The sequence below is a fragment of the Massilia sp. UYP32 genome (genome assembly GCF_050434365.1).
GTDB classification, from domain to species: Bacteria; Pseudomonadota; Gammaproteobacteria; order Burkholderiales; family Burkholderiaceae_D; genus Telluria; species Telluria timonae.
In genome coordinates this window covers 92,072-106,257 of sequence record NZ_JBNDIK010000008.1, presented here as the reverse complement: position 1 = coordinate 106,257, position 14,186 = coordinate 92,072, and the positions used below count along the sequence as shown (strand labels likewise).

The window sequence follows — 14,186 nt, the reverse complement described above, 5'->3', positions numbered from 1 at the left end:
CGTTAGAATCGCGCCCAATCAAGTGAATGGTGCCTTCCTGCTCGTCTGCAGGGAGGTGAAACGGGAAGCCGGTGACGTGCGCGATAGCCATCGCGCGCCAGTCCGGCGCAGCCCCCGCTGCTGTAAGCCTGACGACCCCGGTCGAACGCCACTGTGCCCCGTGCACGGGAAGGCAGGACCGGGGAAGGAAGACGGCGAGCCAGAAGACCGGCCATCCACGATGCATTCGCACGTCCCGGGGTGAGGGCGTGCCTGTTGGTTGTCCGCTGTTCCTTCTTTGTCTGCTCGCGTCATTCGCTGCGATCGCTCGCCTGCGCGGCGCGCAAGCGTCCCTGTTCATCGTGGAAGGATGGCGGCTGCCTGTTGTCGTGCGCGCGTCAAGCGCGCAGCTGAAAGGTCGACGTTCACATGAACACGCTTCTCCCTGTCCGCATCTGCGTCGCGCTGGTGTTCCTGCTCGCCTGCATGTCGGGCTTCCAGCACGCCGGCGCCGCCACCCTGTTCGCCGTGGTCACCGAGCGCGCCGCGCCGGGCGCGATCGAAGCCGCCCACCGCCACCTGGCCAGCCATCCGCAAGACCGCATCCTGCTGCGCACGCCGGCCCAGCTGATGGCGGCCGGCGAACGCGAGGTGGCGCAGTGGATCGCCGGCGCCGACACCATCCTGGCGGTGTCGCTGTTCGGCGATCCGGCACGGCGCATGAAGGATGCTCTGGCGCGCCACGCCAGGCCAGCGACGGCGGTGCTGGCGCTGAACGGCGAGGCGACCCTGAACCTCATGACGCGTTCGCGCCACGGCAGCCTGGCCGGCTTCTCGCCCGAGCTGCTGCGCCAGCTGGCGAGCGAAGCGCCGCCGCAGGCCGCGTTGCAGGCGGCCGAGCTGGAGCCCGCCGCGCGCCACTGGCTCGCAGCGCGCCGCGTGTGGCAGGCGGGCGGCGTCGACAACACCACGGAGTTGATGCGGCACCTGCTCGCGCCAGGCACGCCCCTGGCCGATCCGCAGCCCGAGCCGACCCTGCGCCTGCGCGCCGGACAGCGCGAGCTGCAGGACGGCGCCGCGTGGGGCAATGCGTCGACGCTCAGCCTGCGCGAGCGCCCGACCGTGGTCGTGCTCGACCTGGCGAACATGGATGGCGTGGTGCCAGCGGCGCTGTGCCGGCGCATCGAAGAACTCGGCCAGCCCTGCGTGCAGCTGCTCACGCGCTGGGGCGGCGCCTCGCGCGAAGCGCTCGAACGCCTGCCGCAGCTGGTCGCGCCCGCCAAGCCTGCCGCGCTGGTGGTGCTGCAGGATTTCGTGGTCGGCGCCGCCGAAGGCCGGGAGGCGGTGGAGGCGGCTTTCAAGCGTTTGGACATCCCGGTATTCAAGGCGATCCGCCTGTCGGACCGCACCGCGATGCAGTGGCAGCTGTCGCCCGACGGCCTGCCGCCCGATTCGGTCCAGTACCGCGTCGCCCTGCCCGAGCTGCAGGGCATCGGCCAGCCGATGGTGGTGGCGGCCCTGGGCCAGGCCCGGCGCGACCGCCAGACCGGCATCGAGAACCGCCCGCCCGTGCTGCTGCCGGCCGAAGTCGATCGCCTGTCGGGCCGCGTGGCGCGCTGGCTGGCGCTGCGCGCCAAGTCGAACGCCGACAAGAAGGTCGCGATGGTCTACTACAACCATCCGCCGGGGCGCCAGAACATCGGCGCCGACAACCTCAACGTGCCGGACTCGCTGTTCGGGATGCTGCATGCCCTCAAGGCCGCCGGCTACACGGTCGGCGACCTGCCAGCGTCGCCCGAGGCGCTGCTCGACATGATCATGGCGCGCGGCGTCAACCTGCCGGAAGACCGCGCCGCCCTGCGCGAGATGGCCGGCGCCGTCAACGGCGTCACGGCGCAGGATTACGCGCGCTGGTTCGCGACCCTGTCGCCGCGGGTGCGGGGCGAGATGCAGGACGGCCTGCTGGGCCGCCTGCATGCCGACGTGCTGGCGGCCGAGAAGGCCGGAGAGCGCGCGCTGGGCCGCAAGCAGGCCGAGACCGTGATCGAGGAGCTGCTGCACCTGGTCGAGGGCGTCGACCATCCGCAGCGCGAGCAGGCCACGCGCGACCTGCATGCGCTGGAAGAAGGCTACTTTGCCTGCCTCGATGAAGCCAGGCCACGGCCCTGCAAGGCGCTGGCGCCCCTCTACCGGCGCCTGATCGGCTACGGCATCGAAGGCATGCGCGGCTGGGGCCCGGCGCCGGGCAAGGTAATGGTCGATGGCGGCAAGATGCTGGTGCCGGGACTGGTGTTCGGCAACGTCTTCATCGGCCCGCAGCCGCCGCGCGGCTGGGAAGTGGACGAGGAACTGCTGCACGCGAACACCAGCATCACGCCGCCGCACCAGTTCCTGGGCTTCTACCACTGGATCCGCGACCGCTTCAAGGCCGACGCCGTGGTGCACGTGGGGCGCCACTCGACCTATGAATTCATGCCGGGCAAGGCCGTCGGCCTATCGAGCGACGACTATCCGAGCCTGATCGCGAGCGACCTGCCGGGCATCTACCCATATATCGTCGACGGCGTCGGCGAAGGCACGCAGGCCAAGCGCCGCGGCCTGGCCATCATCGTCGACCACCTGACGCCGCCGCTGGCCACCACGCCGCTGTACGACGAACTGCTGTCGCTGCGCCAGATCGTCGAGAGTTTTGAAGCCGCATCGTCCGAATCGCTCAAGACCCAGGCCGCACAGCTGATGCGCGAGCGGGTCGTGGCCCTGAACCTGCGCGCCGAGCTGGAAGCGTCGATGTCCGACGTGCTGGAGGTGCGCGGCATCGGCTTCGACGCGGCCGACGACGACCTGCTGGCGCACGAGATCGGCCACTATCTGACCAAGCTGCAGGAGAAATTCATGCCCCATGGCCTGCACGTGTTCGGCCGGCCGTGGAGCCGCGCGTCGCTCGAGCTGATGCTCGATTCGATGAAGAAGAGCGGCATCGACGATCCCGACGTCGCCCATCAACTGCGCGACTCGCCGCGGCGCGAGATGGCGGCATTGCTGGCCGGCCTGGATGGCCGCTACATCGAGCCGGGCAAGGGCAACGATCCGCTGCGCTCGCCCGAGGCGCTGCCGACCGGCCGCAACTTCCACGCCGTCGACGGCGACATCCTGCCGACCCGCCTGGGTTATGGCCTGGGCCGGCAGATGGCAGGCAAGGCGCTTGACCGCGACAAAGTGGGCGAGGGCAGCGAAGGCATCATCCTGTGGGCGTCCGACGCCGTGCGCGACGAAGGGGTGATGGTCGGCTTCGCGCTGGCCATGATGGGCGCCGAGCCGGTGTGGAATGCGCGCGGCATCGTCACCGACGTGAAGCTCACGCCCGGCGCCGTCCGGCGCGACGCGGTGGTCACCACCTCCGGCCTGTTCCGCGACCTGTATCCGAACCTGATCCGCCTGATCGACCGCGCCGGCCGGCTGGCGCTGGCGGCGTCGGCGCAGACGCTGGTGGAACAAGACCCATCCTTGCGCGACGCCCTGCAGGCGGCGCTGGCGCCGATCGAAGGCGCCGTGTGGGGCCGCGAAGCGGCAAGCGGCAACCGTGTGGCGCGCGAGTGGCTGACGCGCCAGCGGGCGCTGCTGGCCGATGGCATGCCGGCGAGCGAAGCAGGACGGGCCGCGGCGCTGCGCGTGTTCGGCGATGCGCCGGGCGCCTACGGCGCCGGCGTGAACCGCCTGACCGAGCGCTCGGGCGCCTGGCGCGAGCGCGAGGAAATCGGCCGCGCCTACCGCAACCGCATGGGCCATGCCTATGGCCTCGATGCCGAAGGCGCCTCCAGCCACCGCGCCTTCGACGTGGCGCTGGACGGCATCCACCGCACCTATCATGGCCGCGCCAGCAACCTGTATGGCCTGCTCGACAACAACGACGCCTTCGACTACCTGGGCGGCCTGTCGCTGGCGGTCGAGACGCGCACCGGGCGCGTGCCGGACGCGCTGATCCTGCAGCACTCGCGGCCCGGCCAGGCCGACGTCGAGCCGCTCGCCAGCGCCCTGCTGGGCGAGCTGCGCGGGCGTTTCCTGAACCCGGCCTGGCTGCGGCCATTGATGGACAACGGTTATTCCGGCGCGCGCACCATGGGCCAGGAATTCATCGAAAACCTGTGGGGCTGGCAGGTGACGCGGCCCGACCTGGTCAAGAACTGGGCCTGGGACGAAGTGAAGGCCGTCTACTTCGACGACCGGCACAAGCTCGGCCTGCCTGAATTCCTGGGCCAGCGCCACAACGCGCACGTGAAGGCGCACATGCTGGCGGTGTTCATGGTGGCGGCCGAGAAGGGCTACTGGAAGACCGATCCCGAGACCATCCGCCGCCTGGGCGGAGAGCTGGCGCGCCTGGTGGCGGCCAATGGCTTGCCGGGCAGCGGCCATACGGCGCCGGATCATCCGATGTGGGGCTGGCTGGCGCCGCAGCTCGATGGCGCCGACGCGCAAAAGCTCGGCGTGACGCTTGCCAAGGCGCGTGGCGAGCTGCTGCCGGCAGTGGCGACGTCCATCCCCTCCGTCGCCGCCCCGGCGCAGCAAGCTGCAGCATCCGATGCTGGCGACGCGAGCGAACCGGCGCCGCCGGCGCCGGCGCCCGAACCGATGCGCGTCTACGAACTGAAACAGCAACCAGAACCCGCGCAGCCTGCCGCGCTGCGCATCGTGCAGGTCTTGGCCATCCTGGCCGCCTGCCTCGCCCTGTTCTCGCTCGGCCTGTGGCGCGGCCGGCACATCCCTCAACCTCTCAGGAGTCATCCATGATCGAAACCCTTTCCTATGCCTGGCTGCACGACGCCGTCAGCTGGCTGCTCGCGCCATCCCTGGTGGCGCTGCTGGCCGGCTGCGCGATCGCGCTGGTCGAATCCGGCATCGCCGTCGGCGAACGCTTCCACGGCCTGGCCAGGCTGCGCGCCAGCGGCGACCTGGCGCTTGTGCAAAAGATTGCCCGCCACCGCCTGGAACGTGCCGACCTGCTGGCGCGCATCCCGCCGATGCTGGGTCTGATGGCCACCATCATCCCGCTCGGACCGGGCCTGGCGGCGCTGGGCGAAGGCGACCCCGCCAAGCTGGCCAGCGCCGTGACCGTCGCTTTCGACGCCACCGTGCTGGGCCTGGTGGCCGGCATCGGCGGCCTGGTGATCGGCAAGCTGCGCCGCCGCTGGTATGAAGAGACGCTGGACGCGATGGAGCCGCAGCCATGAGTGGGCGCGGCAGACTGCGGCTGTACCGCCACCTCGACGCGCGCTTCGACCAGAGCGACGAAGATCCGCGCGCCAGCCTGGTCAACCTGGTCGACGTGATGCTGGTGTTCGCCTGCGGCCTGATCGCCGCCATCGCCGGCGCGCAAGGGACCCTGAAAACCCCGCAGCCGGTGGAGAAGGGCCGCCAGATCGAGCGTCCCGCCAGCGGCGTGACCCAGGACGGCAGCGGCTACGACCGCGTCGGCGAAGTCTATCGCGATCCCGCGACCGGCCAGCTGGTGCTGATCGAACCCGTGCAAACCAAGAACAAATAATGAACACCGTTTTCCAACCCCGCCCGCTCGCTGCGGTCGTCGCCCTGCTGTGCGCCGCCGGCGCCTTTGCGCAAGATCTGCCTACCGTCACCATCCGTGGCGCAGCCGGTGAAGAAGGCCTCGCGCTCGACCGCCAGAACACCACCGCCAGCCGCCTGGACATCAGCGCCCTCGACCTGCCGGCCAGCGCCGACAGCCTGAGCGCCGCCACCATCGCCGCGCGTGGCGACCTGCTGGTCAAGGACGCGGTGACGCGCAGCACCGGCCTGACCGACAGCAGCTCGCCCGGCAGCGGCATCAGCTATTCGGCGCGGGGCTTCAACGGCAACAACGCGATCGCGATGCTGGAGAACGGCCAGCGCCTGCTGGTCGGTTCCAGCACCGCGACCTATCCGGCCGATCCCTGGGGCTACGAGACGATCGACGTGCTGCGCGGGCCCGGCTCGGTCATTCACGGCAGCGGCGCCACCGGCGCCGTCATCAACGCCGTGCGCAAGGCGCCGCGGCGCGCATCCTCGCTCGAGATCCTGGGCGGCATCGGCGGCGGCGAGTCTGTGCGCGCCGGCATCGGCGCCACCGGTGCGCTGGGCGAGCAGGGCGCCTTCCGCATCGATGCCTACGCCGGCCGCAGCGACGGTTTCATCGACCGCGGCGAATCCCGCCACGGCAAGATCCTGACCAGCATGACGACGACCCTGGCGCCTGGCGTGACCCTGTACGCCCAGCTCGATCATGCCGAACAAGAGCCGATCCGCTACTTCGGCACGCCGCTGGTGAACGGCGGCCTGGCCGAACGGCTGCGCGACCAGAACTACAATGCCGGCGACGCCGTGCTGCGTTTCGTCGACGACAAGGCCGTCGCGCGCCTGCACTGGCAAGCGGCGCCGAACCTGGAGATCAGCAACGAACTGGCTTACTTCACGTCGCGTCGCGACTGGCGCAATATCGAGTCGTACGCCTACGACGCCATGCGCGACGTGGTGGAGCGCAGCGACTACATCGGCATCCGCCACGACCAGGAGCAGACCGCGAACCGCCTGGAGGCGCGCTGGAAGACCGGCGCCAACCAGGTCGTGGCCGGCTGGGAAGCCTCCACCATCAACTTCAGGCACACCAATAACTCGCCCTATGGCGGCGCATCGACGGTGACGCCGAGCGGCTTCGACCCGGGCAGCTTCTGGGACACCCCAGACCCCTTCCGCCCGAACTTCGCGACCGACACCACCGCCCATGCTTTCTATCTCGAGGATGCCTGGCGCGTGGACGAGCGCCTGCTCCTGACGGCGGGCGCACGCCACGACCGCTACAAGATCGACCGCCGCAACCTGCTGGCCGACAGCGGCCACTTCCAGACGATCTTGCGCTCCAATTCGGTCCGCGTCGGCGCAAGCTGGAAGCTGGCGCCGGACACCTCGCTCTACGGCCAGGTCAGCACCGGCAGCGATCCGCTCACGAGCCTGTTGTCGATGACCCTGGCCAACAGCAGGTTCAAGCTGACCGACGCGCGCCAGGTCGAGGCGGGCGTCAAGCAGATGCTGGCCGGTGGCCGCGCCGAGTGGACGGCGGCGCTGTACCGGATCAGGAAGGACGACATCATCACGCGCGACCCGATTAACCCGGCTCTGTCGGTGCAGGGCGGCTCGCAGACCTCGCGGGGCGCGGAAGTGAGCGCCAGCGTGAGCCTGGCTCCCGGCTGGCGCATGGATGCCAACCTGGCCTATACGGATGCCGAGTTCGACGAACTGCTGGAGGCGGGCAACGTCTCGCGCGCCGGCAATCGGCCGGCCGACGTGCCGAAGGTCTCCTCGAACCTGTGGCTGACGCACCGCGCCGGCGACTGGCGCACGAGCGCCGGCCTGCGCTACGTGGGCGAACGCTTCATCAGCAATGCCAACACCCAGGCCTTGCCGGCCTACACCACGCTGGACGCCTCGATCGGCTGGGCGCTGAGCCGCAACGTGCAGCTGCAGCTCAACGTGCGCAACCTGACCGACAAGCTGTATGCGATCACTTCGTATGGTTCATCGCAATACCTGCTGGGCGACGAGCGTCATGCCGAGCTGACCGTCCACTGGCGTTACTAGGTGAGTTCCTGGAAGCGCCAGCTCTACTGGTGGCACCGCTGGCTGGGCATCGCGATCGGCCTGCTGGTGCTGCTGTGGTTCGGTTCCGGCATCGTCATGATGTACGTGCCGTATCCCGAGCTGACGGAACAGGAGCGCATGGGCTGGCTGGCGCCGCTCGATCCCGACCGGGTGCAGGTCACGGCCGCTGAAGCATGGACCGGGATCGGCGCCCCCGCGCCGGATGCGGTGCGCCTGAACACCGTGGCGGGCCGCCCCGCGTGGCACTTCCAGCACGAAGGCAGCTGGCATTCGGCATGGGCCGACAGCGGGGCGCCGCTGGAAGTAAACTACCTGATCGTCTCGAGCAGCGCGCGCAGCGCGGCGCCTGATGCGCGTTCGCTGGCGGTCGACAAGATCGAACTGGACCAATGGACTTTCGGCGCCGTGCGCGCGCACCGGCCCCTGTACCGCGTTGCCGCCGACGATGGCGCCGGCAGCATCCTGTACGTGTCCGGCCGCACCGGGGAGCTGGTGCGCGACACGACCCGCAGCGAGCGCGCCTGGAACTGGGCCGGCTCCGTCATCCACTGGCTCTACGTGACGCCGCTGCGCCAGCACAATGAAGCCTGGCGCCAGGCCGTGATGTGGACGTCCGGCGTGGCCCTGGTGCTGGCCGTGACCGGCATGGCGATCAGCCTCCTGCGCCTGCGGCTACGCACGGGGCGGCGCTATGCCGGCGGCAGGATGTCGCCGTATACGGGCTGGAAAGCCTGGCACCACTGGCTGGGCCTGGGCGTCGGTGTGCTGGTCATCACCTGGCTGTTCAGCGGCTGGCTGTCGGTCGGGCCGTTCGGCTCTCCGGCCGGCGGCGGCGTCACCGCGCAAGACCGGCAGGCGTTCGCCGGCGGTGCGCCGGGCGGCGACGACCTGGCGCTGGATGCGGCCGCGCTGCTGCGCGCGCATCCCGGCGCCTTGGAGCTGGAATGGCGCCGCGTGGGCGGCAAGCTGTATCTGAGCGCGCTCGGCCGCGAACGACGCAAGCTGGTCGACGCGCGCGACAGCGCCGCCGTGCCTGGCGTGCCGCAGGACGTGCTGCTGCATGCCGCGCAGGCAATCCGCCCCGGCGCGCCCATGCAGGTGGAACTCCTCACCGGACCGGACGATTATTACTACAGCCATCACCGCGCAGTGGCCTTTCCGGTCTTGCGCGCGCGCTTCGACCTGCCTGACGCGCCGGTGTTCTACATCGACCCGGCCCAGGGCCGCCTGGCCGGCTACGTCGACCGCGACAAGCGCTGGGACCGCTGGCTATTCAACGGCCTGCACCAGCTCGACTTCGCCTTCCTGCGCACCAGGCCGGTGTGGGACGTGGTCGTGATCGTCCTGTGCGTGCTGGGCTTTGCCCTGACCTTCAGCGGCCTGGTGCTGGGCTGGCGGCGCTTGACGAAAGGATGATCAGCGCTGCTGGCCGCGGCCGGTCGCGGCCCAGTAGATCCCGCCCAGCAGGTGGCCCAGGTATTGCGGGTCGCGGTACATCTCGCCATTGTGTCCGAGCGTGGTGACGAACACGCGGCCCTTCTCGTGCTGGTGGTGCCAGGCGATCGGGTGCTCCTTGCCCATGCCCTTCACCGTCTGCCCCGGCCAGATCAGGGTCGGGTCGTAGCTCGACTCGTCCACGTTCAGCACCGGGTTGATCGTCACGCTGTAGGGATTGGTGAAGGTGTAGAACTCGTCGCTCCAGACCCAGCGCTCGGGCAGGCCGAAGGTGGCGGGGAAACGCTTGTCGACAACGGTCACCACGCCGGTCTGCAGCTTCGGATGCAGGCCGACCGTGCGGCCCACCATCTTCTCGAACCAGACCCAGTCGTTCGGCCTGGCGATCGCCGCGCGGTGCACCACGACGGCATTGCCGCCGCCGCGCATATACTCCTCGAAGTTGGCGCGCTGGGCGGGGTTCAATTCCTCGCCCGGCGTGTTCAGGAACATCACGGCGGCATACTGTTTCAGGTCGCCTTCGAATACCTGCGTCTTGTTGGTGTAGGTCAGCGCGAACGCGTGCAGCTTGGCCAGGCGTTCCAGGTTGTCGCGCGCGATCGGGATGTATTCGTAGTGGTATTTGCCGGGCGTGGCCAGGACCAGCAGCTTGAACTGGTCTTCGGCCAGGCCGTGGGGCGCCGCCGTCGTCAAGACGACGGCGCCCAGCAGCGTTGTCATGCGTCCCATGGATTCTCCTCAGTCGATGCGGGTCGAGTACAGCGAGTGGTGGGTCAGGATGAACAAGGTGCGCTTGTCGGGTCCGCCGAAGATCAGCTGCAAGGGCCGCTCCGGCACGTCGATGCGGCCCTTCTGCTTGCCATCCTTGCCATAGATGAAGACCTGGCCGTTGGCCACGTAGACGTCGCCGTTCGGGCCGACCGCCGCACTCTCGCCGCCGCGGTTGGCCAGCAGCTTAAGGTCGGTGATGCCGCCGCCCGCGTTGACGGCGCCGCTGAAGGTGCGGTTCTCGGAGCCGTTGGTGAACACCACGCGCTGGCCCACCGGCGCCGTGACGAAGCCGAAGGCCTGCAGCGAATCGGCCCAGCGCCAGCCCAGGTGGTCCGCCGCGCCCTGGCGCAGCACGCGGTAGGCGGGCAGCACCAGGCTGCCGTCGGGCGACACGTATTCTTCCTTCTTCGGCAGGGCGACGTCGCGCGCGAACATCTCGGCCAGGGTCGTGAATTCGAAGGTGTCGTAGTCGAGTTGGTCCTTGAATTCGCCGTTCTGCCAGAAGTTGACCGGCACCGCGACCCGCGCGCCCTGGCGAGGCGCGACCGGGGTCGGCTTGATCATCGTGATCTCCGTTCCCGGCGTGCCCGGCTTGAAGGCATACACGCTGGCCTGCGGGCCGTAGTTCGAGATCACCATCAGGTTGCCGCTGTCGTCGATGGCCAGGTTGACCGGGTCGAGCGGGGCGTCGCGCACCACGACCAGGCCCTCGTCCTTCGTGTAGCTGTAGATGCGTTTCCAGTGGCGGTCGACGAAATACAGCTTGCCCTTGGGGTCGACGGTGGCGCCGGCGATCGAATAGAAGCCGCCTTCCAGCTTGTCGACCTTGCCCAGCTGGGCGGGCGCCTTGCGTTGCTTGCCGGTGTAATCGAACACGGCGAACTCGCGCTCGCGCACTTCCAGCTTGTTGGTGACGTCGCGGATCGCGTTCTCGTAGGCGAACTTGCTGGCGCGCAGATAGGTGGTGCAGCCATTGTCGTCGCAGGTCGCGAAGCCGCTCTCGCCATTCACGTGGACGTTGCGGAAGCGGATGTCGCTGGAATTGGTGATCAGGATCGCGGCCGGCATCGGTTTATAGGAACGCGTGACGCGGTAGCCGTGGTAGTTCGCGAACAGCAAGTTTCTGGAATTGCGGATCTCCAGCGACACCGCATCGGCGCCGTCGCGGATTTCCTCCTCGGTCTGCGGCGCCAGGAATTCCCAGTTCTCCACATTGTCCAGCACGATCTCGGCGCGGATATGGTGTTCGGCCGACAGCTCGTAGACTTTGCCCGGCGTCTTGGTATTGGTCACGTAGAAGCCGGCCTGGGCATAGCCGCTGGGCGACCAGATGCCGGAGAAGGTGCCGCCGCCGCCATCGGTCACCCACACGCTCGGATACTGGCGGTCCCAGTGCGCGGTGGTGTCGAACTTGGCGTCCTTCTGGTACGGATCGGCGCGCCGGCCGTCGTACAGGCGGGTGCCGTGGCCGCCCTGGATGCGCACGTCGTCCACCAGCGAGTGCTCGCCGGCGCGCCACAGCAGCGCCACCGCGCGGTTGTTGATCTCGCCGGTCGCCAGGCCGATGCCGGACACGATGCCTTCGCCGCCGCGCGCGCTTTCCAGCAGCGCCTTGGGGCTGTCGACGCCCTGGAATTTCGGTGAGCCGTTCGGCAGCAACAGTTGGGTCAGGCCCGGATGCAGGGCGATGATCACGGTGTCCGGCCGCATGCGGATGGTGTCGTTGACGACATAGAAACCCAGCGGCAGGTAGACCACGCGATTGGCGTCGATCGCTTTCTGGATCGCCGCCGTGTCGTCGGTCGTGCCGTCTCCTTTCGCGCCGTACGCGTGCACGTTGGCCCACTCCTTCGAGGCCGGCAGCGGGCGCAGGGCGCGTGTCGTCGTCGGGTTCGCGGGCAGCGCCGCCGTCTTGTAATGGGTCGAGAAGGTGCCAGGCTCGCCCATCTGCCTGACGAACAGGCCGTAGTTGAATTCGCTGACGGCGTAGTCGCGGCCCTTGCCGGCCAGCGTCTTGCCGCTGTCGCGGAAGCGCACGAACGTCGGCACGTTGCGCGCGATGGCATTCTCCAGGCCGACCTGGGTATAGACATTGTCTTCGTTGCTGACGATGAGCGCGGCCTTGCTGACGTTCTCGAAGCGCACGTCCTTGCCCCACAACCAGTCGCCATAGCCACGGTTGATCTCGACGCCGACCGGGGTGTCCTTGATTTCCGTGTTGATCATCGTGAGGCTGGCTTCATGCTCGCGGATCGCGGCGTCGCGCTGGCCCTCGAATGTCGAATCCATCAGGGTGAACTGCCAGGCCGGCGAGGTCTTTTCGCTCAGGATGCCGTAGCGGCCGCCGTAGAAGCGCAGGTTGTAGGCCACGTTGCCGACCTGGTAGACGCCGGCCAGGCCGGAACCCAGGTGGAAATCGATATGGCTCAGGTTCGAGTGCTGGGCCGTGTGCATGCGCACCGCGGCCGCGGCCGGGTTGCCGTCCTTGATCTCGAAGTCGACGTTCGACAGCGCCGAATAGAAGGTCGAGGAGTTGGCGTTACGGACCGCCTTGCCTTCCTCCGCGCTGAACGGCACCGCGCTCGGCACCGGCATCGGCACCTTGCCGACGCTGTACTGGTCGCCGCCGGTGAAGATGACCATATTGGCCACGCCCTTTTGGTAGCCGGGCGTGTTCTCGGCCAGCACGAACACGGGACGGGTCGGTCCGACGCCATACAGGCGCACGGCCAGCGGGATCAGCAGCGAACGGGTGATGCGATAGCGGCCCGAGGGCAGGAACACGATGCCGCCCTGGCCTTTGTTTGCGGCCGCGTCCAGCGCTTGCTGGATCGCGGCCGTGTCGTCGGCCTGGCCGTCACCCTTGGCGCGTACCACGACGGCGCGTGGGTCTTCGGGCATGGTCTGGTAGGCCGAGATGGATGCGGCGTTCGCGGCGCCGGCCAGCAGGAACGACAGCGCGAGAAGGCGCGGAAATACGGAAAGAGTTGTCATCATTGATCTTTTCCTCAGCTATTGTAGAAACAGCGACAGAAGCATCACGAACAGCAGGCCGAACACGCCCACCAGGGTCTCCATCAGGGTCCAGGAGCGGAAGGTATCCTTCAGGGACAAGCCAAAATATTCCTTGAACATCCAGAAGCCGGAATCGTTGACGTGGCTGCACATCAGGCTTCCCGCGCCGATGGCCAGCACCATCAGGTTCGGGTCGACGCCCGAGCTGTGCACCAGCGGCGCCACGATGCCGCCGGCCGTCACGCCGGCCACCGTGGCCGATCCCAGGCAGATGCGAATCACGGTGGCGACCGACCATCCCAGCACCAGCGGCGGCACCGGAAGGCTGGACAGCAGCGCGCCGAGATCGGCGCTGACGCCCGATTCCACCAGCACCTGCTTCAGTGCGCCGGCGCCGGCGATGATCAACAGGATCGGCGCGATCTCGCGCATCGCCTCCGCCGGGCCCTGCATCACGGCGGAAAAACGCCGCCCTTGCGCGAGGCCCAGCGTGTAGATCGCCACCAGATAGGACGCCAGCATCACCACGAGCGGATTGGCGAGGAACGACAGGCTGCCGTTCAGGTCGGGCCGCGCCATCATGAGCACCGTGCTCGCTCCCAGCAGCAGCACCGGCAGGAGCGCGGTGGCGAAGCTGTTGAAGACGCCCGGCAGTTCTCCATCCTGCAGCGCGCGACCGTCCTGGAACATGGCGGCCGGTTGCGCCTCAATGCGGCGCAGCGACAGCGCGAACAGGGGCCCGGCGATGATCAAGGTCGGTATCGCCACCACGATCCCGTACAGCAGGGTAGTGCCCATGTCGGCGTGGATCGCCGAGACCAGCGCTACCGGTGACGGATGCGGCGGCAGGAAGCCGTGCGCGATCGACAGCCCGGCCAGCAGCGGGATCGCCAGCGCCACCGCCGGCCGCCCTGAGCTGACCACCAGCGAGAAGATCAGCGGCACCAGCAGCACGAAGCCGACGTTGTAGTACAGCGGAATGCCGACCACGAAGCCGGTGACGGTGAGCGCCACCGGGATGCGCGACGGCCCCAGGGCGTCGACCAGGCAGGTGGCGATGCGGCGCGCGGCCCCGCTGTCGGCGATCAGCTTGCCGAACACGGCGCCCAGGCAGATGATCACCACCAGGGAGCCGAGCAGGTCGCCGATGCCCTTCTCGATCGCGCCGGGAATCTTCGACGGCGGCAACCCAAGCAGCAGGGCCGCCGCGATCGACGCCGCCACGAAGGCCAGCAGGGGCTGGACCTTGCCCCAGGCGATGAGCAAGGTCAGCAGGCCGACCGCCAGCAGCACGGAAACGATGTTCCACACGGCCGGGCCCC

At 68.7% G+C, this 14,186-nt stretch carries 8 protein-coding genes and 1 riboswitch; of the genes, 5 read left to right on the top strand and 3 right to left on the bottom strand.

Going from position 1 to position 14,186, the window contains the following annotated elements; all coding sequences use genetic code 11:
* Positions 1–10 precede the first annotated feature (10 nt).
* A riboswitch (cobalamin riboswitch) is annotated at positions 11–230 on the top strand.
* Positions 231–408: 178 nt separating this feature from the next.
* The 5 genes from ABIB42_RS08225 to ABIB42_RS08205 are packed head-to-tail and all read left to right on the top strand — an operon-like array spanning position 409 to position 9,039.
* The gene (locus ABIB42_RS08225) at positions 409–4,764 is read left to right on the top strand and encodes a cobaltochelatase subunit CobN (protein WP_219861804.1); all 4,356 of its coding nucleotides are present in this window, start codon (positions 409–411) and stop codon (positions 4,762–4,764) included.
* Complete coding sequence (locus tag ABIB42_RS08220; protein WP_071361070.1) at positions 4,761–5,204, top strand: MotA/TolQ/ExbB proton channel family protein; 444 nt, start codon at positions 4,761–4,763, stop codon at positions 5,202–5,204. Before ABIB42_RS08225 ends, ABIB42_RS08220 begins: the two co-directional genes overlap by 4 nt.
* Positions 5,201–5,518, top strand: coding sequence for a DUF2149 domain-containing protein (locus ABIB42_RS08215; RefSeq protein WP_219861802.1), 318 nt, complete (start codon positions 5,201–5,203; stop codon positions 5,516–5,518). Before ABIB42_RS08220 ends, ABIB42_RS08215 begins: the two co-directional genes overlap by 4 nt.
* Entirely contained in the window at positions 5,518–7,602 is a 2,085-nt protein-coding gene (locus tag ABIB42_RS08210; protein ID WP_219861800.1) for a TonB-dependent receptor, read from the top strand. The genes ABIB42_RS08215 and ABIB42_RS08210 overlap by 1 nt, the downstream gene beginning before the upstream one ends.
* Entirely contained in the window at positions 7,603–9,039 is a 1,437-nt protein-coding gene (locus tag ABIB42_RS08205) for a PepSY domain-containing protein (RefSeq protein ID WP_219861799.1), read from the top strand.
* Here ABIB42_RS08205 and ABIB42_RS08200 read toward each other — a convergent pair whose 3' ends face one another.
* From ABIB42_RS08200 to ABIB42_RS08190, 3 genes are read right to left on the bottom strand one after another with little or no spacing between them, the layout of a single operon-like run.
* Positions 9,040–9,807 carry a ThuA domain-containing protein gene (locus tag ABIB42_RS08200; protein ID WP_219861798.1) on the bottom strand — a complete coding sequence of 256 codons (768 nt, stop codon included), beginning with the start codon at positions 9,805–9,807 and terminating at the stop codon, positions 9,040–9,042.
* Positions 9,808–9,816: 9 nt separating this feature from the next.
* A complete protein-coding gene (locus ABIB42_RS08195) occupies positions 9,817–12,846 on the bottom strand; it encodes a glycosyl hydrolase family 28-related protein (protein ID WP_429248201.1) in 3,030 nt (1,009 codons plus the stop codon).
* A gap of 15 nt (positions 12,847–12,861) precedes the next feature.
* Positions 12,862–14,175, bottom strand: a complete 1,314-nt coding sequence (locus ABIB42_RS08190; protein ID WP_219861794.1) for a gluconate:H+ symporter — start codon at positions 14,173–14,175, stop codon at positions 12,862–12,864.
* Positions 14,176–14,186: the final 11 nt, after the last annotated feature.